At 49.6% G+C, this 23,814-nt stretch carries 20 protein-coding genes; 4 read left to right on the top strand and 16 right to left on the bottom strand.

Annotated features, from left to right (window positions below; genetic code table 11):
- Positions 1 to 33: 33 nt before the first annotated feature.
- On the bottom strand, positions 34 to 396 hold the full coding sequence (locus tag AC5SV9_RS02490) for a hypothetical protein (protein WP_475151784.1): 363 nt from the start codon (positions 394 to 396) through the stop codon (positions 34 to 36).
- Between the two features lie 208 nt (positions 397 to 604).
- On the opposite strand from AC5SV9_RS02490, the gene AC5SV9_RS02495 reads away from it, so the two are divergent.
- Positions 605 to 1,417, top strand: coding sequence for a DODA-type extradiol aromatic ring-opening family dioxygenase (locus tag AC5SV9_RS02495; RefSeq protein WP_475151786.1), 813 nt, complete (start codon positions 605 to 607; stop codon positions 1,415 to 1,417).
- A gap of 73 nt (positions 1,418 to 1,490) precedes the next feature.
- Here the strand turns inward: AC5SV9_RS02495 and AC5SV9_RS02500 are convergent, their stop codons facing one another.
- From AC5SV9_RS02500 to AC5SV9_RS02510, 3 genes are all read right to left on the bottom strand, one after another.
- The gene (locus tag AC5SV9_RS02500; RefSeq protein ID WP_475151790.1) at positions 1,491 to 2,690 is read right to left on the bottom strand and encodes a M56 family metallopeptidase; all 1,200 of its coding nucleotides are present in this window, start codon (positions 2,688 to 2,690) and stop codon (positions 1,491 to 1,493) included.
- Positions 2,683 to 3,057 (bottom strand): BlaI/MecI/CopY family transcriptional regulator, encoded by a 375-nt coding sequence (locus AC5SV9_RS02505; protein ID WP_475151793.1) that lies wholly within the window; start codon positions 3,055 to 3,057, stop codon positions 2,683 to 2,685. The genes AC5SV9_RS02500 and AC5SV9_RS02505 overlap by 8 nt, the downstream gene beginning before the upstream one ends.
- Positions 3,058 to 3,137: 80 nt before the next feature.
- Positions 3,138 to 4,166, bottom strand: a complete 1,029-nt coding sequence (locus tag AC5SV9_RS02510) for a GlxA family transcriptional regulator (RefSeq protein WP_475151796.1) — start codon at positions 4,164 to 4,166, stop codon at positions 3,138 to 3,140.
- Between the two features lie 131 nt (positions 4,167 to 4,297).
- On the opposite strand from AC5SV9_RS02510, the gene AC5SV9_RS02515 reads away from it, so the two are divergent.
- A complete protein-coding gene (locus AC5SV9_RS02515; RefSeq protein WP_475151798.1) occupies positions 4,298 to 4,492 on the top strand; it encodes a hypothetical protein in 195 nt (64 codons plus the stop codon).
- 53 nt (positions 4,493 to 4,545) lie between these two features.
- Complete coding sequence (locus tag AC5SV9_RS02520; protein WP_134054149.1) at positions 4,546 to 5,193, top strand: energy-coupling factor ABC transporter permease; 648 nt, start codon at positions 4,546 to 4,548, stop codon at positions 5,191 to 5,193.
- A gap of 40 nt (positions 5,194 to 5,233) precedes the next feature.
- On the opposite strand, the gene AC5SV9_RS02525 is transcribed toward AC5SV9_RS02520, so the two are convergent.
- The 7 genes from AC5SV9_RS02525 to AC5SV9_RS02555 all read right to left on the bottom strand — a co-directional run bounded on the left by AC5SV9_RS02525 (position 5,234) and on the right by AC5SV9_RS02555 (position 16,819).
- Positions 5,234 to 6,928: a DUF8614 domain-containing protein gene (locus AC5SV9_RS02525; RefSeq protein ID WP_475151801.1), complete on the bottom strand. Its 1,695-nt coding sequence runs from the start codon at positions 6,926 to 6,928 to the stop codon at positions 5,234 to 5,236.
- A 155-nt stretch (positions 6,929 to 7,083) separates the two neighbouring features.
- The gene (locus tag AC5SV9_RS02530) at positions 7,084 to 7,434 is read right to left on the bottom strand and encodes a DUF4870 family protein (protein ID WP_475151804.1); all 351 of its coding nucleotides are present in this window, start codon (positions 7,432 to 7,434) and stop codon (positions 7,084 to 7,086) included.
- A gap of 138 nt (positions 7,435 to 7,572) precedes the next feature.
- Positions 7,573 to 8,184 carry a TMEM165/GDT1 family protein gene (locus AC5SV9_RS02535; RefSeq protein WP_475151807.1) on the bottom strand — a complete coding sequence of 204 codons (612 nt, stop codon included), beginning with the start codon at positions 8,182 to 8,184 and terminating at the stop codon, positions 7,573 to 7,575.
- A gap of 179 nt (positions 8,185 to 8,363) precedes the next feature.
- A complete protein-coding gene (locus AC5SV9_RS02540) occupies positions 8,364 to 9,227 on the bottom strand; it encodes an alpha/beta hydrolase (protein ID WP_475151809.1) in 864 nt (287 codons plus the stop codon).
- Positions 9,224 to 12,295, bottom strand: coding sequence for an efflux RND transporter permease subunit (locus AC5SV9_RS02545; RefSeq protein WP_475151812.1), 3,072 nt, complete (start codon positions 12,293 to 12,295; stop codon positions 9,224 to 9,226). The genes AC5SV9_RS02540 and AC5SV9_RS02545 overlap by 4 nt, the downstream gene beginning before the upstream one ends.
- Complete coding sequence (locus tag AC5SV9_RS02550) at positions 12,292 to 15,558, bottom strand: efflux RND transporter permease subunit (RefSeq protein WP_475151813.1); 3,267 nt, start codon at positions 15,556 to 15,558, stop codon at positions 12,292 to 12,294. Before AC5SV9_RS02550 ends, AC5SV9_RS02545 begins: the two co-directional genes overlap by 4 nt.
- A gap of 190 nt (positions 15,559 to 15,748) precedes the next feature.
- A complete protein-coding gene (locus AC5SV9_RS02555) occupies positions 15,749 to 16,819 on the bottom strand; it encodes an efflux RND transporter periplasmic adaptor subunit (protein WP_134054137.1) in 1,071 nt (356 codons plus the stop codon).
- Between the two features lie 305 nt (positions 16,820 to 17,124).
- Between AC5SV9_RS02555 and AC5SV9_RS02560 the strand changes: the two genes are divergently transcribed.
- Positions 17,125 to 18,600 (top strand): OmpP1/FadL family transporter, encoded by a 1,476-nt coding sequence (locus tag AC5SV9_RS02560; protein ID WP_475151816.1) that lies wholly within the window; start codon positions 17,125 to 17,127, stop codon positions 18,598 to 18,600.
- A gap of 121 nt (positions 18,601 to 18,721) precedes the next feature.
- Here AC5SV9_RS02560 and AC5SV9_RS02565 read toward each other — a convergent pair whose 3' ends face one another.
- From AC5SV9_RS02565 to AC5SV9_RS02585, 5 genes are all read right to left on the bottom strand, one after another.
- A complete protein-coding gene (locus tag AC5SV9_RS02565) occupies positions 18,722 to 20,032 on the bottom strand; it encodes a DUF4397 domain-containing protein (protein ID WP_475151817.1) in 1,311 nt (436 codons plus the stop codon).
- A gap of 218 nt (positions 20,033 to 20,250) precedes the next feature.
- Positions 20,251 to 21,357 (bottom strand): phosphoribosylaminoimidazolesuccinocarboxamide synthase, encoded by a 1,107-nt coding sequence (locus AC5SV9_RS02570; protein ID WP_475151818.1) that lies wholly within the window; start codon positions 21,355 to 21,357, stop codon positions 20,251 to 20,253.
- A 110-nt stretch (positions 21,358 to 21,467) separates the two neighbouring features.
- A complete protein-coding gene (locus AC5SV9_RS02575) occupies positions 21,468 to 22,442 on the bottom strand; it encodes a DUF4097 family beta strand repeat-containing protein (RefSeq protein ID WP_475151821.1) in 975 nt (324 codons plus the stop codon).
- Between the two features lie 9 nt (positions 22,443 to 22,451).
- Complete coding sequence (locus tag AC5SV9_RS02580; RefSeq protein WP_475151823.1) at positions 22,452 to 22,937, bottom strand: hypothetical protein; 486 nt, start codon at positions 22,935 to 22,937, stop codon at positions 22,452 to 22,454.
- A complete protein-coding gene (locus AC5SV9_RS02585) occupies positions 22,930 to 23,454 on the bottom strand; it encodes an RNA polymerase sigma factor (RefSeq protein WP_226765701.1) in 525 nt (174 codons plus the stop codon). Before AC5SV9_RS02585 ends, AC5SV9_RS02580 begins: the two co-directional genes overlap by 8 nt.
- Positions 23,455 to 23,814: the final 360 nt, after the last annotated feature.

Here is a 23,814-nt window from a genome sequence, read left to right on the forward strand (position 1 = left end):
GTGCCCGAAAGACGGCTGGCTTAGCAAAATAACTCAGGCCAGCGCAGTGGCTGGCAGCAAATATTCAGCGTGAGAAAAAGCCGGCGGTGCACGCGGCGGATGACTTAACAACACGACAGCGCTATAGCACTGGCCGGCTGCAGGTAAAATACAATGCCGGTATAAACAACGAACTTTAACAATTAACGTTGTTGGTAATACAGGCGGGTCGTTATCGTCGGTCTGGCTATTGTCGGCAAGGTGAAGCGGCAGCGCTGGCATAACAGCCTGCAGCTGGGTATCAGCCAACGGTGACAGCCGTAAATCGTGCACAGCAAAAGCTTGCGGCGTACACAATAAACTTAAATAAAACAGTATGGCAAAACGGCTAAGCCAGCGCATAACACCCCAATGCACACTGCAGCCCCGACTGCTGCAGCAAAACTGCACATATAATGCGGCCTGTGCTTAATAAAAACAATACACGGCGTTGGCTCACCTTAGTGCCGCGGCATTCAACCTATTATTTAGATAAATAAGCAGCAAAAATGTCAACTTTATCGTAGTTGTGCAGAAAGGTTATACTACGTAAGCTAAAGCCCGTGTGTTTCTAAAGGATATTGCAATGCAAACTGCTCTGGCGCCTGTGCTGTTCTTACCCCATGGCGGCGGCCCTCTGCCGTTACTCGGTGATCCAGGCCATGCCGGACTGACCCGCTTTATCGGTGGCCTCGGAACACAGCTGCAACAGACGCTTAGCAAACCTGCGGCAATTGTAGTCGTCAGCGCCCACTGGGAAGAGAGTGCGCCGGCGTTGACAGCCAATGATAAAACTCACTTACTGTATGATTATTATGGCTTTCCTGCTGAGAGCTATCGGCTGACTTACCCGGCGCCAGGTGCTGCACAGCTGGCCGTAAACATTGCCCAACAGCTCACTGACGCAGGTTTTACGCCACAGCTTGATAAAAACCGTGGCCTTGATCATGGTGTCTTTGTTCCGCTATTGATGCTGCGTCCTGACGCTGACATTCCGGTTTTACAGCTATCCTTAATCAAAGGGCTGGACCCGGCGCAACATATTGCGCTGGGTGAAGCGCTGGCCTTTTTACGCCGGCAAAATGTCTGGATTATCGGTTCAGGCATGAGCTTTCATAATATGCAGGCATTCTTTAACCCGGACCTGGTAAGCAAAATGCAGATTGACGAGTTTAATCAATATCTGATTCAGAGCTTGTCGCCAGAGCGGGATTATCAGGAGCAAGCAGAAAAACTCAAGCGCTGGTTGGATGCGCCTTATGCCCGTTTAATGCAGCCCCGCGAAGAGCATTTACTGCCGCTGCATGTCTGTTTCGGTGCCGCCAAAGGCAGCCCTGCCGAACTGTTATTTAACGATGACGTGCTAAGTAAAACTGTCCTGGCGTTTGGCTGGTTCTGACTATAGATAATGCACAAAAGCAGCACCATCAAATGGCGCTGCTAATGCTGCTTTTATACATTGAGCCGTTTATTTAGCCATGATCAGCCGTGGCAGCTTTCACACTGATCCTTTCCATCTCAGGCGGCACAATATCCAGTTCGAAATCAAGTTGTACCAGCTGCCCTTTATGCTCCTGCCCGGTTGCATTATATTGCCACTCTTTCAGTGCCCTAACGGCTTCTTTATCAAAAATATCAGACGGGCTCGATTTTATTACGTTGACATTGCTAACCTTGCCGTCGGCACTGACATCAAATTTCAGCTGTACAAAGCCAGCAATGCCTTCTTCTGCTGCCTTAACCGGGTAACGCGGCTCTATGCGCATAACAGGTGCCAACTGTGTCGCGTCTTTTGCACCGGCTAAGGCAGGTTGTTGCAATAACAAAGTTGAACCAAGTACCAGTGCCATGGCCGTCAAAACCAGTGGTTTGCTCAGCCCTTTTTGTTGTTGTAGCTGAGTAATGCGTTGTTTCATCATATTAAAATCTCCGTAGTAATGAGAAAGCGGCCACCACAGACTGGATGGCTGCTGCGTACTGCTTAGTAAAGCATGACCATAAGCAATTTTTTCTGCCTTGCCCGCGTGTTCAGTCACGACTGCGTCACAAGACAGTTCCTGCGCCTGACGATATTTGCGGTACGCCAGCCAGCAAAGTGGATTAAACCAGCACAAACACAGTATCAGCAGCGCAAAGTAGTTCAGATGTAAGTCCCCCCGCCGCCAGTGTGTCAGCTCATGCATCAGGACAAGGTGTTGCTGTGTCGCATCAAAGCGGGTGAAAAAATCAGCTGGTAATAGAATGAGTGGCGCGAACAGCCCGCTAATACAGGGGCCGCTGCAATCTGCTGCCTGCCGGCACTGAATAGCATGCCTGGCCAGCTTTACAGGAATAGCTTTGTGATACTGAGCGCGGCTGCTTAAATAACTTAGCAGCAAATAGGCTGAACATAATACGCTACCAAGCAACCACAAGCTGAACAAAGCACTACTATCACTGACACTGGCCGAGATCTGCTGTACTCCGACCTGGTAACGTTTTATCGGTTCAGAGTGAAAACTTACCGGCAGAAATGGCAGTAGAACAGACATCAATAAAAAGAGTGGTACAGCAAACCAGATCGCATAGATACTGCGTGCTCCTAAGGGCTTTAACAGCACTTTCTGCGCCAGTATCAAGAGCAGTAACAGCAGTGATAAGGGTGCACAGAGCTGCAATAAAAACTCAGTCATGCTTTTGCTCCCAATCAGCGATCAACTGTTTTAACTGCTCGACATCATCGGCATTGAGTTTGTTCTGACTGGCAAAACCGGCTACCAGCGGCGCAACCCTGCCGGCGAATAAGCGCTCGACAAAAGACCGGCTCTGCTGCAGCTGATAGTCCTGCTCGGCGATCAGTGGATAATATAAGTAGGCGCGGCCATCTTTTTCAAAGCCCAGTGCACCTTTGCTGACCAGACGGTTTAACAGTGTTTTGACTGTTTTTTCATGCCAGTCTTTATCATCAGCCAGCGCTGCGACAACATCGTTGGCCGACAAAGGCTGACGTTGCCAGAGGATTTGCATAACTTTTAATTCGGCATTGCTGATTTCAATCATAGTTACACCATCGATTACACCTGTAATACATTTAATATTACAAACGTAATCAATAAGCGCAAGTCATTTTTGAAAATTATTTATCCAACCTTTTCTATCGCTGTTGCCGGACAACAATCAAAGTCTTCTTGCTGCATAAATTTCTGCCGGTACTGGCTTGGACTTAATTCGGTGTAGTTAAGAAACAGTTTACGAAATGAGCTCATGTCTTCGTAGCCGACCTGTAACACTATTTGCTCTATTGGCATGCTGGTAGTTTCCAGCAGGCGCTTAGCCTGCTCTACCCGTAGCCGCTGCAGATAATTTAGCGGTGTATCGTTCAGTGCTGCTTTAAAGCGGCGCAGTAAAGTCCGTTTGGTTAAATGAAACTGTGCAGCCAGTGCTTCCAGCGCAAAAGGCTCTGCCAGTGAGTTAAGCAGGTGCTTTTGCACCTGGGCGACCAGTAAGTCTTTATGCGGCTGCCCGACGGACAAATCCATATAAGGTATTTGCGAGCTACGGTTAGGATCTGTCAGCATGATTTTGCCAATTTGCCGGGCAAACTGCTCGCCAACCAAACGTTCTGTTAACGCCAGGCACAAATTCATAAAAGCGGTAGTCGCACCGGCAGTTAACAGATTGCCGTCCTGCACCAGCAGCTTATTCAGCTGTAAATGCACATTGGGGTACAGGCTTTGAAATACGTCTTTGAAAAACCAGCTCGATGTCGCGCTTTTATGCTCAAGCAAACCACTACCTGCCAGGATAAAGGTACCGGTGCAGTGTGCAGCTATCAGGCTACCCTTCGCCTGAGCCTGCGCTAAACCGGCAAAGTAAACCGAAGATTGCTGAGCCAAAGCGCTCAGCTGCGCCCGGTTGTAAGCATAGGCCGCAGGCAGAATAAGCACATCAGCACTTTGCCAGTTGTGCGGTTGTACATTAAGCGTAACGCCCTGCTTTAATATCAGCGGCTTACCGTCAGGTGATACCAGATAACAGTGAAATAACGGTGTAGCCTGCTCACCTTGCTGATAACGCCACAGCACGTTGCAATACTCAAAAAAATCCAGCAAACCGAACAGATCACTGCTGATACTGCTGTTTGTCGCCAGGACGGCTATTTGTTTCATGGTTTTCCTGCTCACGCTGACTACATCAGTTTTGTCACTATTCACCTTATTTTTATCAATAGTGACACTGCTGTCAGGATTTAGCAAGTTTTACACTGCAACCGTGGTACAAACATAACGCAGGAGGCAGTATGAGTAAGCTAAACAAAAAATGGCCGGCAATCGGTGTCTGGCTTAGCAGTTGGCTGGTGATTTTCTGGATAAACTTTGCGGCAGAATTGTCATTAATGATGCATTTATTTGCCGTACCGGTGCTACTGATCTGCACGGCAATAGGTGCAGGGCAAATACTGGAAGGCTCGGATCCCCGCCACAGCGGTGACTGAACGGCAAGACACCGTTATACTGGCGCCAAACTGACGGCATAAGATGAACCATCATGACAAGCTGGCAAATCTGCGGAGCGCTTATCACGCTGGCGCTGCTGTGGTATTACTTTCCGCGTGAGTTTATTCCTAAATTGCTGGCTGAGCCGGGCTATCAGCATCTGGTGCTGGCATCCGCTGTCGCGCTCAGTTTATTCTGGAGTGTGCAGGCAGGTATAAAAGAGGGCCTTAACCTGCATTTTCTGCTGGTTACTACGGTAGTATTGTGCCACGGCTGGCGTATTGCTATCTGGCTCTGTTTGCTGCCTATGTTGCTGCTGATTGGTTTTGGCAAGCTGGCATGGCAGGACAGTGGTTTATATGCACTGTGCAGTTTTATCTTGCCGGGCCTGTTTAGCTATACGCTGTTTCTGGCCAGTTACCGCTACCTGAGCCGGCATTTATTCATCTATATTTTTGTCGCGGGTTTTATTACTGCGGCACTTACTATCGTATTGCAAATCAGCCTGACATCGCTCTGGTTTGGCTTGGAAGGCCGCTATAGCTGGCAAATTATTATTGATAACTACTGGCAGCTGGCACTGCTGATCTGGTTTCCCGAGGCGCTGCTTAACGGCAGTGCTATCACCTTGATGGCCATTTACCGCCCGCACTGGTTGCGCACTTTCTATGACAGGGAATACTTATCTCCCGACAGATAAATGCGTAACGGGCAGCACACATGCTGCCCGTACACTGTGCTTATTTTAACCCCAGGATCTCTTTCCCCTGGTTAAACACCACATCAACCGGTATATCGGCAGCCGCCAAACGAGCCAGATCTGCAGAGAGTTGCGGTTTAATCACGCCTTTATCCGCTACCAGTGCGGCAACGCCGTCGTAATTACCATCGCCTTGCAGTGTTAGGATCAGCTCAGATAACGACGCCATAGCCGCCTGCATTTTCGGATAATCCACCTGATAGGTGCCATCGTCGTTACGGACAAAAGCGCCCTGTTCGGCAAAATAATTAAAGCGGATCATATTGGCTTTACCGTGCGCGCTGGAGGCACCAAAACGCACCGAACGGAAAATACCTGCCATAAAGGTGGTGTAATAATCTTCCAGCTCACCCTCATCCAGCATACCCTGCTGTTTTAGCTGGGTAATCATATACAGGCCTAGAATATCGGCTTTGCCTTCTTCCAACGCTGAAGCATGTTCTTTTAACGCCTGACGTACAGAGCCTTTATCATTAATGGTATTTTTAATGCCCAGCCCATGTGCTACTTCATGGAACATAGTGTTGTTAAAAAACGCGTTAAAGGTGACATGCCTGCGCTGCTCAGGTGCGATCAGTAAATCTGCAATAGGCAGCATAATATGGTCAAATTTGGCCTGCATAGCGTTTTTAAGCTGTAAACGGCGGGTGCCTTTTTCCAGCTGTACCTGCTCATCATTTGGCAGGTTTATCGCAATCGTTTTAGAGCCGGCATTCGAGTGGCCCGCGTAGTAAATGACATCATAAGCATTTAAGTCGGCATCTGAACCCGGTGTTTCAGCTTTATACGCTTCTGCTACCGGTAACCCCTTTTGCAGCGCCGGTAAAGTGGCTGCATACTTCGCCAGTTTTTCGCTCCAGCTTAAATCTTTTACCAGTACATAGGCTTCAAACGCGGCACGATAACCAAACAGCTGATCTTCATAGGTTTCTATCGGGCCAATCACCAGCTCGATCGGGTTGTTTTTCATCGCCATCCAGGCAAAATCTGATGGCTGATAGTTGTCTGTCAGTAACGCCTGCGCCCGCAGTTTAAGATATTCGGCAAACTCTTTGTCTTCGGCCAGTACTGAGGCTTCTGTCAGCAGTTTCGCAGCGGCTTCCAGCTCTGCTTTGTATTGCACGGAATAAGGTATGGTATGCAGCTTACCTTCGCTGTCGCGGCGTATTACCGAATACAGCCCGGTTTTGTCGCTAAGCTCTGCTGTTTCAAACTCCTGTTTGGTCATATCAGCAGGATAAAACTGTGCCCCGGCAGGTTTTTCAGCATAGCCGCTAAGAAACGGCTCATCGCCTTTTAATCTGTCCCAGGGACCATAATTAATATCAGCAAAAGTGCGTACTTTACCTTCTGGCAGTTTCGCCAGAAAAGCCGCTTTCTCTTCAGCAAAAGCCTGTTGCCAGAACAGCTCATCCATAATTTTACTGGCATCAATCAGCTTGCTCAGCATAGCGCGCTGATTATCGCTAAGCGCGGATAAATCCGCCGTTAAATCAACACTGCGGTATATATCCAGCCGCTTTTCAAATGCCGGCAACAAGCTTACCGTTGCCGTTGTTTCAGCTGTTTTAGCGTCAGAATTTGCTGATGTTGTAGAAGACGTGTTGTCTGCCGGAGAGCAGGCACTTAGCACACCGGCAAAAGCCAGTGCCAGATAAAGGGCGTTATAACGCATAGTGGGATCCTGTTTTAGTTGTGCAACATTTTGCTGAACGGATACAGGGTAGAAAAAGCACGCCGGCAGTTCAATAGCACTGTGACGGAAATACGTAAGAAAGCTGCCATAAACAAAAAAGCGAAGCCTGAGCTTCGCTTTTTATGAAAAACAGTTTAGAACATCCAGGTTTTTTCGTCCTGCACGGGCTGTTGCAGTTCAAGCTGCTTCAGGCCTTTTACGCAGCGGATAATCAACCAGACGATCCAGAACAGATAGACCAGCCAGCCAATCATGACGACCAGTAAAATACCGCCAACGATCATGAACAGCAGCCCCATCCAGAACGTGCGGATCTGAAAGCGATAATGGCTTTGCAACCACTCCGGGCCATCATCTTTATTCACATAAGCGACAATAACACCAATAATACCGGTGATACCAAACACCAAACCAACCAAGTACAGAATATACACCAACTTTGCGGTAGAGCTGTTTACTACCGGTGTCGCATTAATGTCATTCATGACGCATTCTCCTTTACTACTATTATTGTTTTATTAAAACGGCTGTCGATTCAATGTTACGCTGACACAACAGTTTCATTGAGCAACATAACTGCAAAGTAAATAACAATCAATGGCTTCGGGCACCGGTCTTGTAATTTAGCTCAGTGCAGCAAGCTGGTCAGAGCAGATAATGTAAATTCCTAACACAATAAACAGCGCACAGGCTGACCATCTGGCCCATTTTAGTGAGATTTTTTGCATCAGCCAGCTACCCGCATAAACCACAGGGACATTCGCGGCCAACATGCCCAACGTCGTGCCAACGATGACCCACCATACGGCCTGTTCAAAGCTAGCGGCAAGAATAACGGTTGCAATCTGGGTTTTGTCACCAATCTCAGCCAGGAAAAACAACATGCAACTGGCAGCAAAAGCACCATAACGCAGCATACCATTGTCTTCACTGTCATCTTTGTCCGGGATCAGTAACCAAAGCGCTACCGCGATAAAACTGCCGCCAAGCAGCAGATTGTGCCAACCGTGGGGAATAAACTGCGCTACCCAGACACCCAGCCAGGCTGACGCCGCATGATTGAGTAAGGTAGCCACCAGAATGCCTGCAATTATAGCGCCTCTGGCGCGAAATCTGGCGGCCAGAAATAACGACAATAATTGGGTTTTATCGCCAATTTCGGCAACAGCGACAGCAGTAAAAGAAGAGATAAACGCGTCCATAATACAACCTTGGCGGGAATAAACATAAGACATAACACGGCTCCCGCTATGGACCGGTATTATGTCTTAAGTCTCATCAATTCAGCGGGCGCTGAACGATACGGCCATGTGCAATGCGGCACAAGTATGTTGACCGTAGCGCGGCTGCATCAAACAGCCGCAGATTACTCCCTTAAGGACGGCGGGCAGTCTAGCGTAAAACCTTGCGCAGCTCAAGGACGCCTTAAATAGAATGCTGCAGGATTAAACAGATATAGTACAGCGTCAGCAAACTCGCGCCGCCAGAACGCTTCGTTATGCTCACCCGCGACAACCTTAGTTGCAAGCTGTTGTGGCTCCAGGCCTTGCTGTTGCAGCAGATGAGCCATTTTCAGCATATTGCCAACCATCTCACTGCCTTCCTGCCGCCCCATCAGCAACATAATTCGGCTGTCTGCAGGCAGAGTGCTGCTGTTAGTTTGCTCAAACACTTGTTCGGCATACCAGTATGACGGCGAGAAGATACCTGCCCGGCCAAAAGTACCGGGCTGATTAAACACCGCATAATGGCTGATTAAACCGCCCATACTGCTACCCATAATGCCAGTGAAGGCTGCCCCTGGCAGGGTACGGTAGTGTGAGTCAATGTAAGGCTTTACCACGCTACGGATAAAACCGGTGTACTCGTGTCCCTCTGCACGCCCGAAGCGGGGGTTATCCCAGCCACTGTATTCCGTCATCCGGTGACGGCCATCGTTATCTATTGCTACCACTATCAGGTCCAGCCAACCTTGCTCTGATAGCAAATTAAGGGTTTCATCTACCCCCCACTCGCCGGCATAGGCAGTAGCATCATCAAAGATGTTCTGACCATCATGCATATACAGCACAGGATAATGCTTGGTACTGTGCTGATAATGTGGCGGCAGGTACAGCCGGATTTGGCGGTCCCGGTTAAGCCCGGCTATTGTGAAGTGCTGCGGTAACAGCCTGACATTAGCCTGTGCAGTAGACGGTTTTCCCGGCTCAAGTAATACTGCCCAGGCCGGACAGCTGCTCAGCAATGCCAGTAATAATCCCAGCAGGTGATAGCTCATACTGAACCACCTCTTGTTTTTAGTACTTTGTCAGCATAACGCACCGACTGCTGCCGCCAGTTGGTCCAGCCACTAATCAGGTTAACCAGGCCCCAGTAAGTCAGCGGCACCAATACCAAGCTGGTCAGGGTAGAAAACAACAGGCCACCGATAATAGCAATGGCCATAGGTGCATAGCTTGGGCCGTCACCGCCAATTTGCGTACCGCCTAATGCCAGTGGCAGCAGCCCCAGCACGGTTGTCGCAACCGTCATCAGAATTGGCCGCAGCCGCGACTCACTGGCATGGATAATCAATTCGCGCAGTGACGCATCGGGCTGTTCCTGCCGGTCCTGATTAATCCGGTCAACCAACACTATGCCGTTGTTTACCACTATGCCCATCAACACCAGCATGCCTATCATGCCCATAATCCCCATGCTGGTGCCGGTTAACATAAAGGTCCAGAACACCCCAACCAGCGAGAACAGCAAAGAACCTATAACCGCCGTTGGCAGCAATAATGATTCAAACAACGCCGCCATAACGATATAAATCATTGCCACAGCAAGCAGCATATTTACCATCATCACCTGCTGAGACTCGTCCTGGCGCTGAAAACTGCCCTGAAATGACCAGCGATAACCTGACGGTAATGCCAACTGATCCATCACTTTTTTAATGTCTTCCCGCGCACTGTCCATGGTGTAATCTTTTGCCAGATTCATGCGTATCGCGATACCAGTCTGACGGTCAAAACGGCGGATCTGATCCAGCCTTGGCGCTGTTTTAATGTCGGCCAGCTGCTGCAGGCTGATCACGATCCCATCTTTATTCAGTATCGGCAGGGCTGACAACTCTGCCAGCGAATGACTGACTTTTTCATCGTACAGTACCCGCATTAACAGCTCGCCCTGCTCTAAAGTTCTGAAAGTGCGTAAGTTGGTGCCACGCAATGCCAGCGATACAGCGCCGGCAACCTGCTGTGCAGATAACCCCTGCCGCTGCAGTTGATCCAGTTTTAATGTGATTTGGATCTCCTGCTGACCATGAGCAATTTCTGAACTAACATCCTCCAGCCCGGTAATGGCAGATAGCATAGGCTCAATTTCAGTAGCCAAATCCAGCAGCACTTCAGTAGAACTGCCCAGTAAATGTACCTGTAAGCCGCCATTATTTCCCCAGCCAAAAGACGGTTTTGAACGCACCAGTGCCGGCCAGTCCTTACGGATGGCTTCTTTCAGCTGCACCATCGGCTGACTCAGTTGCTCTTTTAAAATAATGATAGAAATAGCATGACCGGAGCGGTAATAACTGTATACCGACTCTATGTCGAACTTATCTTTGTTCGCGTACAGATAGTGCTCCATCGCACTGACTTCTTCTTCAACTTCGGCAATAGCATAGTTACCCTGCACATTGTAATTAAGAAAAATCCGGTCCCGGTCCTCATTGTCTTCGTCACCGCCCGACACAGCGCCCATCGGAATGACAATACTGCCAAGCAGCAGCACAGCAACAAAAGCTGACCAACGCGGGTGATACATCACCCAACCTAAAACACGGCGATAGTTGGCTTCAAACACGCCTGATTTCTGCTCTTTTACCGGCTGCACCTTCAATCCGGTAGTTAGCAGGGGGATTAGCGTCAGCGCCATTAACAGACTGACCGCCAGACACAGACAAATTGCGATCGCGACATGCTCAAGAAAAATAGTCAACTCCATCTTCTGGCCAACTATATTAGGTAAAAACACTATCGCTGTAGTCGCAGTACCTGCAACAACCGCCAGACTGACGCGGCGTACACCACGGGCCGTGGCGGCCTTCACATCCCCACCCAGCGCGCGCTCACGGAAAATACTTTCCGTCACCACCACAGCGTTATCTACCAGCATACCGATGGCCAGCATCAGCCCCATCATGCTGAGGATATTCAGGCTGTAATTCATAAAGTACATCAGCCCCAATGCTATGCAGATTGACACAGGCACAGCCAGCACCACCACCATAGTGGTGCCAAAATGGCGTAAGAACAGATACAACACGGCAAAAGATAACAAGGCCCCGATACCTCCGGCGCTCAGTAAGTCGGCCAGTGAGGTGGTAACGCCTTTGGCTGTGTCGTCCATGATATACAGGCTGATACCGTTAAACGCCGGATCATTGTCGGCAGCCTCAACTACCGCCAGTGCAGCACGGGCAACCTCAACCAGGTTCGCACCTGATTCTTTAAATACGTTCATGCCCACTGCGTAGCTTTGATCCAGATGACGGCCATCTTCACGTTTGGGCAGTTCAAGCTGCACGGTTGCAACTTCACGCAGGCTTAATCCAGGCCGGATAGGCAGCGATGCTATCTCTTCCAGCTCTCGATACTCACCAACCGGTTTTACCAGTATGCTGTTCTGATTATTACGCAGCTCCCCCGCTGTCATAGCAAAATTATTACTTTGCAACATACTAACGATGGTGGTGGCGTCAATGTTCAGGGCGCGCATTTTATCCGGGTCCAGCCGGATCACAACCTGGCGCTTTTCAACACCATACAGCTCAACTTTTGATACACCGGCTACCCGTTCCAGCGGACGTTTAATCTGGCGCTCCAGCAAGTCGTACGCCATTGCTAAATCGCGCTCGCTGGAGATCCTAAGCTGAAATATCGGCATATCATTGGTGTTGAACTGAAACACCAGCACGCGTTCCACATCTTTAGGTAACAGATGGCGGATGCTGTCCAGCCGCTCACGTACTTCGATACTCTTGCTATTAATGTTCTCTTCCCAGTTGAACTCCAGCGAGATTTCCGCACTGTTCTCATTTGACCAGGAGCGCATTTCCTTCACACCGGTGACGGTTGCCAGTGCCTCTTCTACCGGACGGGTGATCAAGCGCTCAATTTCAGTCGGTGTCGCGTTGTTATAGGGCACATTAATGAAAATCTGCGGTATATCAATGCCGGGGAATTTCTCCAGTGGCAGCATGCGGCTGGCAATAATGCCAAACACCAGCATCGATAAAAACATCATGCAGATAGTCACAGGCCGCGTTAAAGCAAACCGGGTAAGTGCCAGAGGTTGCTGACTCATACACCCACCTCCTGTGCGTTGTCTGCGACAGGCTGCACTGTGCTATCACGGCTAAACAGCGCATATAACACCGGAATAAACAGCAAGGTCAGCATAGTGGCCAACGCCAGACCGAAGATCACGGTAATAGCCATCGGCGCACGAATTTCGCTACCATCACCGCCTCCGATTGCCATAGGTAACAAGCCAAGAATGGTGGTCAGTGTCGTCATCAGAACCGGCCGCAACCGGCTGCTACCGGCATCTAACACGGCCTGTGTTAATGCAACACCTTCGCCACGCAGCTGGTTTATACGATCGATCAGCACTATCGCATTGTTTACCACTATACCGGCCAGCATGATAAGACCGATAAATACTATGACAGACAAGCGGGTGTCGGTTAGCCACAATCCCAGCACAGCACCGGCACCGGCCAGAGGTACAGTAAACAGGATCAGAAGCGGCTGCAGCAGGTTCTCAAACTGTGACGCCATTACTAAGTACACCAGAAAAACCGCCAGTAACAGTGCCATCGTCAGCGAGGTATAAGCACGTTCCATTTCCTCACTTTGTCCCATTACAGCAGCACTGACGCCATACGGCAGACGCTGAGCCGATAATATTGTCTGGGCGCGTTGGGTTGCCTGCTCTAAATCACCGTAAGCCAGGTTGGCACTAACCACAGCCACCCGCTGCTGGCCGATACGGGTAATTTCACTCGGGCCGGTTTCACGTTTTATCTCTGCCACAGCAGACAGTGGTAACGGCTTATCGCTGCCCGGATTAATGATCAGTTGTGCCAGTTGCTGCTCAGACTGACGGTACTGCTCTTCCAGCCTGACGCGGATATCTACTTTACGGTCATTCACTGAATATTGCCCCGCCAGCTCGCCACCGACATAAGCGGCAACCCTTTTGGCCACATCATGTGATGTCATACCCAGTTGCGATAACAAACCATGATTAAAATACAATGTAATTTCCGGCTGGCCGCGGCGCAGACTGGTTTTAACATCAGTAAAACGATCGTCGGCTTCCAGTGCAGCAACCAGGTTATCTGCCGCAGTTTTTAGTTGTGGTAGCTCATAACCGGATAGCTCCACTTCAAGAGGCGTACTGAAGCTAAACAGCTGCGGCCGGTCAATTTTCACCATAATATCAGGCTGCAGGGCCAGATAATCACGCAGTGTCGTGATAACCTGCTGCTCCTGCTCAGCGTTGGTACCCGGCTCTAACACTATGCTCAGCCGTCCCCAGTGGCTGCCGCCTATACTGGGATCAACCGTCATCTGGGCACCAGTACCGGCCTGCGCATAGCTACGCTTAACCACGGTTTGCTCAGCGGCAATAGCTGCCAGGCTGGTGAGTACTTTATCGGTCTGTTCAATAGCACTGCCTACCGGCAACTGTACTTCAACAAAAAATTCGCCCTGGCTCATCGCCGGTATTACATCGGCGCCTAAGCGCGGCAGTAACGCAAAACAGCCTGCGGCTACCGCTAACGTAATCGCTATAGTTAACGCTTTGAAATTAAGCGCAGCCTGTAACGCACGGCGATACACCCGCTCCAGCTGCACCAGCAACCACTGCACTACCGCCAGCAGCGGTTTAAAGGCGAAGGCCAGCGCCCGGCCAACCAGACGAAATACCAACGTTAGCAACATCATCACCAGCAGCATCAGGCCACGCAGAGCCTTGCCCAGCATCCGCAGCGGCCAGGTTGGCCAGTAGTACCAGCGGCGCACCGGCTCAGCGCTTGCTGCGGCGGCAACAGGTGAATCAGCACTGTTACTACGGCTACGTTCGCGCGCGGCCATGGTGGGGATCAGCGTCAGCGCTACCACCAGCGATGCCAGCAGCGCAAAAGTAACCGTCAAAGCCTGATCCCGGAATAACTGCCCGGCGATACCTTCAACAAATACCAGCGGGAAGAACACCGCAACTGTCGTCAGTGTTGATGCGGTTATGGCCATTGCCACTTCGCGGGTACCGGTTCTGGCGGCAGTAAAAGCATCTTTACCCTGCTCCTTGTGCCGGGCAATGTTCTCCAGCACAACGATAGCGTTATCGACCAGTAAGCCAACGGCCAGCGCTATACCGCCCAGGCTCATCATGTTCAGCGTAATACCCTGACCGTACATCAGATTAAAGGTAGCGATTACCGATACCGGTATCGAAACCGAAATAATCAGTGTTGCCCAAACATTGCGTAAAAACAGATACAGCACCAGCATCGCCAGCAGACCGCCGACGATGGCTGAAGATTTAACCTCTTCAATCGCCTGTTTAATAAATTCAGACTGGTCATACACCAGGGTTAGCCGGTAACCGGCTGGCAAAGATTTTTCTAACTGTGGTAACTGTGCCAGCAGTGTTTCTGCAACTTGTACCGTATTCGCATCACCCTCTTTGTATACGGCCACTTCAATGGCTTCTTTGCCATTAATATAAGTAATACTCTGACGGTCAACAAAGCTGTCCCGCACTTGGGCAATATCTTTTAAGCGGATCTGGCTGCCTGCCACTTCGGCTACGTACAGATCTTCAATCTGGCTTAGGTTTGCAAACTGGTTGATGGTACGCACCAGATAGTCGTAGCTCGGCGTTTCCAGCCTGCCACCTGCCTGATTCAGGTTTTCTTCACGTAACCGCTCACTGATTTGACTGATATCCAGCTGCAGCTGACTGAGCTTTTCCGGATCGACCAGAATTTGAATTTCCTGACTCAGACCACCGTCAGGTCTTACGGCGGCAACACCGGGCAACGACTCCAGTGCACGGCGCAAATCTTCTTCAGCAAAGGTGCGTAAACTAACCAGCTGCGCCGGGCTTAGCGCTTCCGCTTCGGTATCCCGGCTCAGGGCAAGGCGCACTATCGGGTCTAAGTTCGGGTTAAACCGCAGCAGCAAAGGTTTTTCAATTTCCAAAGGCAGGAATAATACATCCAGTTTTTCGCGTACTTCCAGTGCAGCCAGGTCCATATCAGTGCCCCAGTCAAACTCCATCACCACATCTGAGCGGCCAGAGCGTGACACCGACTGCACCTTGCGCACCCCTTTAACAATGCCGACGGCTTCTTCAATAGGTTTACTGACCAGCTGCTCGACTTCAGCCGGCGCAGCGCCGACAAATTCGGTGCGCACTGTCAGTGACGGGTAAGATAAATCAGGCAATAAATTCACCGCCAGGCGGCCTGCAGCAACCAGACCGAAAAGTAAAATACCTAGTGTGAACATCCAGATAGTGACGGGGCGGCTTACCGCGGTATCAACCAGCTTCATAGCATCATGTCCTGTGAGCTTAAATTATTGTTGTATTTATTCAATGAAAGGCAGTACTTCTAGTTAATCTGCAAAACCGGCTTACCTACGCCAACACGCCGTAAACCCATCCCTGGGGGCTCGTTTCCGCCCGTCCAGGGCTCCAACGGTTGGCTTAAGATAAGCCGGTTTTTACTCCATTTGAGCGGTCTTAAAACTCGCGTACCGTTACCACATTTACCAGGGCTTCGTCTTTTAACGCTGACTGCCCGGCAATCACCACCTGGTCGCCCAGCGCCAGGCCTGATAACACTTCAACAGTATTGTCGGCCTGATAGCCCAGATGTACCTGCTTACGACTGACTTTATTTTCACTGTCGATAACAAACACGGTCTGGGTATTGTCAGTGCTCATCAGCGCGCGCTTAGGCAGCAGTAAAGCATCGGCTTTTACATCAAACTGCAGTTGTACCTGAGCAAACATGCCTGGTTTTAATATCTGCTGTTCATTAGCCACTTTCAGCACTGCACGGACAGTACCCGATTGCGCGTCAACTACCGGTGAAATACGCACCAGCTCGGCTTTTACCGGCTGCATACCGGCAAACTGCAACACCGCATTCTGGCCAACATGGGCCTGCGCTAATTGCTGCTCAGGTAAATGCACCACGGCCTCCAACTGCTGATTCGATACGATATGAAACAGCGACTGCGTAGCATGTTGATTCACCAGCTGTCCGACTTTGGCATAACGGCGGGATACTACACCCGCGATAGGAGCACGAATTTCGGTTTCTTTCAGCGCCAGCTCTGCCAGGTTGACAGAAGCTTGCAGTGCATCAAACTGCCACTGCAGTTTTTCAAACACATCGGCACTTATCAGCTTGCGCTGATACATCTCTTCCATCCGCTTTAATTCGCTACCCAGACGGTTTAATTCGGCTTTCTCTTTGTTCAGACTGTACTGCTGGCGCTCGTTATCCAGCTGTGCCAGTAATTGGCCGGCAACCACTTTATCCCCCTCTTCCACCAGGATTTGCTGCACTATGCCGGTGGCTTTGCTGATCACTTCCGCTTCACCGCGCGCCTCCAAGGTGGCTGTCGTGCGATAGCTGCTGCTGATTTCACCCTGACGGGTCAGTGCAGACTCTACCGGAATAGCAACTACAGCCTCTGCTGTAGTAGTCGCCGTAGTACTGTTCGCCTGATTACAGCCAGTCAGTAATACGCTGGCCAGTACAGCAGCGGCGGCAGTAAGTTTAAAAGTGTTTGACGTTTTCATGATTCATCCTTTGGAAAACAAAATACTGAACAAGTTAATACCAATAATGCAGCTGCTGTGCCAGCGCCATAAAAAATAAATTCGTGAATATTTTCAATAAGATAAAATATATTCATCTCAATTAACCACTCGTCGCGTTCGTTTGTGTTAGTTAAAAACACTAACTATTAGTCATAAATACCATGTAGCTGCAGCACAGAACGCCAATTTCAACGACCAAGCCACAACTTTTTGCGGGCTGATGCCTGTACTCTATGGTCTGACCTCTTTATACTGCCGGTTTTTACATTCAACCGGGTATGTATATGATTAGAAAAACCGCCGTTTCTGTTGCCGTTCTCTCCGCCCTGTTCAGTCTGTCGGCGCAGTCTGAAGGCTATAAACTGTTTGAACAGTCCGTCAGCAGTATGGGTAATGCCTACGCTGGCCGTGGCGCACAAATTACCGATGCCAGCCTGGTGTACTCAAACCCTGCAGCATTAACCCAACTTGATGGCGCCCAGTTAAGTGGCGGCCTGAACCTTATTACGGCCAAAACCCGTTACCGCAACGCACAAGCACAAAGCGCTAACGGTCAGCCGCTATCAGATGATAGTCGTACCGAGGGCTCAAATAGTTTGAATGAGTTAGTACCTTTTGTGTTTTACAGCGATAAAGTGTCAGATTCATTAAGCTGGGGTATAGGGTTTTATGTGCCGTTTGGTTTGTCGTCAGACTACGACAACGATTTTGTCGGCCGTTACTTTGCTGATGAAACGAAAATTGAAGTGCTGAGCTTGCAGCCGAGTGTTGGCTATAAGTTAAACGAGCAATGGTCTGTAGGTATGGGTATTTCAGTTAACCGCGCAGAAGGCACGCTGTCTAAGTATAAAGACCACAGTGGCCTGTGTGAGCTCGGTGAATCAGAAACAAATCGGATGTTTGGCGCGCCGGTATATAACGCCGTCTATTGCGACAGCCACTATGAAGTTGAAGGCGATGACGTGGCCTTCGGTTATACGCTGGGTATCCATGGTGAGCCGGTTCAAGGTACACGGTTAGCTCTGACGTACCACTCTGCTATTCATTTCAGATTGTCCGGTGACTCCGTCATTACCAATACGCCAATAACCGGTGCCAATGTGGCAGGAAATCCTAACTATCTGGTTGTCGCGCCTAACCTGCCGGCAATTGATTTATCTACCGGCAAACTGGCCGCAAACAGCCAGCTGACCGAAGCCAGCAAAGTGGCGTTAACTACTCCTGCTACCGCGGCATTCAGCCTTGACCAACAGTTGAGTAAAGCTCTGTCTGTGCAATTTAGTGCAGCCTGGACTGAGTGGAGTGCATTTGAAAGTATTGATATTGTAAGTGCCGATGCTAACCCAAGTATTTCACTTAGCACCCAGCTCCCGTCGAATCTGAATAATCCGGGGCAGATTGGTTACATTCCGGAATACTGGCACAACAGCTGGTCGTTCGCAGTAGGTGCAACCTACGTGCTGCAAAGCGATGTCACGTTAAAAGCCGGCGTAGCTTATGACGAGAACCCTATCGGACAATCACACAAAACCGCGCGTATTCCAACCGACGATCGGGTTTGGGCCTCGCTGGGCGCCAACTGGCAGTTAACTGACAAGCTGAGCCTGGATTTCGCTTACGGTTACCTGTTTACCGGCGATGTCTCTGTAAATGAGCGTGAATATAACGTGCAGGACGTACCACTGTATAACAGCGGTTATCAGGGTGATTACAGCAATAAGAGCCAGTTATTTGCTGTGGGTGCAAACTACAGCTTCTGATAAAACATGCTGTTCGTTATCACAGCTCACTGACGGTAGTGATAAACAGACAACAAAAAAGGCGATCTTAAGATCGCCTTTTTTATGCCGCCAGAACCTTCAACCGGCATTAACTAAGCTGTTAGTGCACCAGCTTTAACTTGTAACCAGAAGGTGCTGCATCGTCTTTTTCTGCCAGCAGAGTGTAGTGCTTGCCACTTTCCAGCATCATACTGGCAGTTTTATCCAGCAAAGTGGTACTGCCATTATCGGCCACCTGCACCAGCGAAATGGCGTAGTAGTCTTTTGGCAGGTTGATAGCTTGCTGCTTTTTAAACTCCAGGTTTTTCACGTTATAGCGTGCGTTGCTGATGGTTTCGTTCTGGCGAACAAAGTAAAACTGCAGTTTTTCAAAGTCCGGTACCAGGTTTGCTACGACCACATCATGCGCCTGCAGCTGCGGTGTGTCTTTTTCAACTACGGTCAGTGCTTCTGCCTGTTCATCAGCATTATTGTAAAGCAATACCGCTTTACTCTCGCCAGCTGCCAGGCTCAGCAGCGCGCTGTTCAGTAGCAAATTACCGCTTGCGTCACGTACCGACAGACTAAAGTCGCCTTTAGCTCCTGCAACATAGCTACTCATGCTGCCTGCAGGTACCGTAGCAACCTCAGTATTATCCAGCGCCAGTGTTACCGGCTGCGTCAGGCTGTTGTACATACGGAACTGCGCACTGGCATCAACATTGTTATAAGCGGTCACTGACGACGAGTTCAGCACCAAATCAAGCGATAGCTGGTTTTCCAGTGCACCATGTTTGTCACGGATAATCATGACGTAGGTATTTTCATAAGCAAAGTTCACGCCCTGAGCTGTGAAAACAGGTGTGTTTTGGCCAGCCTGAGTCAAGTAAAGGTTATACTTGCCCAGATCCTGTGTTTTTACTTCTGTGGTTACCTCAAGCAGGCTCAGGCTATCCAGCAACTCTGCATCAGTAAAACCTTTGCCTTCTGGCGCAATATGCACGTCAAGCTGTGGATATTGCTCAGATAAATTCACCATATGTAAATTAAATTTATCGTCAAGCTCTGGCTCACGGACAAAACTCAGGCTTAGCTGATCATACTGGCCGTCCTGCTGGGTCAAAATGTACAGGGTTTTGTTGTCCTTCGTTAACGTAATATCGTCGTTCAGCAAATTGGCTGACGATGCTACATCAATCAGTTGCAGCTCATAAGCATCAGCTTTTAATGCCACAACAGAGCTAACATCACCGTAGGCTGCAGAACCAATGCTGGTATCACCGGCTTTTAACTGAGTATTACCTGCGACAGAGGCGCCGTTATAAAATTGCAGATAGCTGTCTGCCGTGGTTTCATCACCACCGCTGCTGCCACCACACCCGGCAAGTGCCGCCGATAACAAGAGCATTGAAGATAAATAAACTGATTTCATGAAGTCCTTCCGAAGGGTAATTATAACCGGCTCAGAGTAAGGACTTCATGCTGATAACACCATGTGAATTAACCAAAATAAACAGTTGGTTACGTTTGATTACAAACCGGAAGAATTAATTACATCCGTTGCGGTAAAAGCAAATTTGCCAGGCTGAAAATACAGATGCCAGCAGGTGGGGCTACTGGCATCTGGCAATGACAACGCAGCCGACCCGCTTATTTGGCGATAAGGCCGTACTGCTGATCTAATACCGCGATAATTTCTGTCTTCGGATCGGCTGACAAGGTAATTTTGTGACCGACTACGCGCTCGGCAATTCCCAGGTAGGTGCGGGAAATATCCATCATCACCTCTGTTGGCAAGGCGTTATCGCGGGCCAATGCGGCGCGCTCTGGCATACGATCTTTGTTCAGCAGAATATCCGGCTCAGGGAAATGATTCAGCAGCCACTGACGAAAGCCTTCTTTAGACTGCTCAACAATTTTGCCATCGCGCCAGCTGGCGCCATCCCAAATTCTGGAACTATCAGGTGTTCCCACCTCATCCATATAAATCAGTTTGCTGTTGCCTTGTGCATCTTTGACGTAACCAAATTCAAACTTGGTGTCGACAAACATTTGGTCCAGCGCGGACAGCGCGTCACTGATCACACTAAAGCCCTGTTTCAGCAACGTTTCATACAGGTCAATATCTGCTACCTGTTCAAAGCCAAACGCCTGACTGTGCCGCTCAATATCAGCGCGGGAAATATTGACGTCATCTGCCTCTGGCACACCGTCCAGTCCGGTTAATATCCCTTTGGTAGAAGGCGTGATCAGAATGTCAGGCAATTTCTGATCCTTTTGCAGCCCTTCCGGCAGCGTTATACCGCAGAATTCGCGTTCACCTTTACTGTAAGCACGCCACATAGAGCCGGTGATGTACTGGCGGGCAATGGCCTCGATTTTAACCGGCCGGGCTTTTTGTACTATCCACACCAACGGGTGCGGAATATCCAGAATATGGCTGTCAGCCAGGCCGTGCTGTTTAAACAGCGAAAACCAGTGATTGGATATCGCATTTAATGCCGCGCCTTTACCCGGTACCCCGTTCAGGCCATTTTCACCATGCCAGATACAGTCAAAAGCCGATATACGGTCGCTGATTACCATAATCGCAAGCGGCGTATCTAACGCTACAGGATAATTTTTCTCACGGATAAGCCGTGCACTGTCTTCGGCTGTCAGCCAGTAAACACTGCGCACTTTGCCGGAGTGCACCGGTAAATCTGTACGAATTGGCAGATCGTCATTGACCGCCAGAACCTGAGTTGCAAGAGTCATCTTCACTTCTTCTGAGGCTGGTAAAAGGCGCGCAGAGTTTAGCAGATTAACGCGCTTAACTGAATCGCCACAGCACACCCGCAGCGATTCAGTTAACGGTGTTTTTATACTTACAGCTTATCCAGCTCGATATCGCCGCTTACCGTGCTCAGCTCCACACTGCCATCACCACTACCGGTGCTGAATTGCAGGCTGCGTGCCGGGCCATATTTAGCTTTACTGGCTTTGTCGCTGGTAAGTTTATTATCAATATCACCACCGGCTGATGCTTTGATATCAAAGCGGGCACTGACTTTGGTTTCCAGTTTTAACTCGATATCACCGCTGACACTGCTGCCGCTGATGCGCGGGCTAACTGAGTTAGCCAGTTCAGCGTCAATTTCGCCGTTTACTGTACTTAACTTAAGGCGCTGTGTGCTGGTCATTTTTAGTTTGGCGTCACCATTCACTGTGCTGACACTGATTTCTTCTGCACCGGTTCTGGCTTCAATTTTGCCGTTTACTACGCTGTAATCCAACCGGCCGGTTGAACCAACATCAGTAATCTCACCGTTTACCGAACTCAGTTCAATTTGACCGCTGTTGTCTTTGCTGCCTATTTCGCCGTTCACCGTGCTTAACTGCACCAGTGTTGACAGATTGACCGCAGCAATTTTGCCATTCACAGTGCTTATTTTACTGCCTCCGCTGATACCACTAAGGCTTACATCGCTGTTTACACCTTTAAACTCCAGGGTGCTGCCGATGGGCACTTCAACACGTAAATCAGCGCCACTGGATTTCTCATTACCACGGTAATTTACCTGGCGAGGCATGGTCATTTCAAACCGGGTAAAACCGTCTTTTGAATCCAGCGTATAGCCGGTGGCCTTTTCGTCCAATTTGCCAACAATTTTAAACTGGTTGCTGTCAACAGCTTTAATCGTTACTTCACCACTCATCACTTCAATGTAAATTTTTTCATTGGTACTGACGCTGCGGTTTTCATTGACGCTTTGCCTATCGTCAGCCAACGCCAACTGGCTGATACCTAATAACAATACTGCTGCCAGGCCGCTAACCCAGGTTTTGCTTACTGTTTGCATAATACTCTCCTAACTCATGGCTAAAGGTTGTTGCAAAGTGGCGCGCTGAATGTACGCCAGTTGCTGTTGATATAAGCTTTGCAATTGCGCTAACAACTGCGGTTCATCCGGATAAAACTGTAAGGCGTGACGAACCTGAGCAATTGCCTGATCCCACACCTGTAACTGTTGCTGCCAGTTATCAAACCCTTCTGCAATAGCAACGGTCTGACTAAGTTGATTGGCCTTTTGCGTTTCATATACCTGAAGCAGCATCAACTCAGCAGTCGGCATACTGGCCTGGGTACTGCCTGATGTCCCCGGCAACAGTGCCAGCTGCCAGCTAACCAGACACGCCAGGCCGAGCATGGCGGCCGTGGCCCAATGCCACAACACCGGTTTAGCTTTCGGCGACCGCTCAGCCAGTTGCGGCTCTATACCTGCCCACAGATCACGCTCTGGCATTATGTCTGGTGCTAAGGCGCTGATTGCTTTGTCTAATAGTTGCTCATTCATCTGCTAGCCACTCCTGTAACAGTTGTCTGGCACGAAAATACTGTGCTTTGGATGTCCCCTCGGCAATTCCGAGCATGGTAGCAATCTCCTGATGCTGATAGCCTTCCAGCGCGAATAACACAAATACGGCTCTGGCCTGAGCGGGCAATCGCTGTATTGCCTGCTCCAGCGGCGCAGCGCTGCTGCTGCACTCTGTTGCCACGTCGGCCAGCTCCGGCTGCTCGTCACTACTGTCGGTTAGCCGCAAGTGCTTATCCTGGCGCCATAAATCTATTGCGGTACGCGTCGCTATGGTATGTAACCAGGTGCCAAAACTGCTGTCGCCGCGAAACGCCGGTAATTGCTGCCACACTTTGATAAAAATCTCCTGGCTGGCATCTTCGGCTTTTTGCTTATTCCCCAGCAATCGCCAACATATGGCATACACCCTGCCGACAAACTGCTGATAAAGCTGATAAAACGCTTTTTTATCACCTTCTTTTGCCGCCGCGACTGCCTGTGCAATCTCCATTGCCATAAACGCCCTTACATCGTTTAATAACTATCTGATTTGTGTGGTTAGTCGACAGGGTAAAACGAAAGGTTTAAATGCGCTGTGAATTTTTTTGCGGGAAAATAAAGCGGGAGCAAACTCCCGCGCCACTAAATAGTGTCAATAATCCAGGAAGGAAGGTATAACGCGGAGCATTGTGCCGGCTTTTTGCGTCATTTGTATGACAGCACAGCGATACTTTTATGAAAGCATCTGTATAAAAAGAAGTAAAAAAAAACCGGGCAACAAGGCCCGGTATAAACAAAGAACGAGGAGGAACAGATTTGCCTTAGCAGGCACAAACATCATGCCGCAGTTGTGTTACAAGCTGATGATTATTCTGCG

The sequence above is a fragment of the Rheinheimera sp. ATLC3 genome, assembly GCF_059429535.1.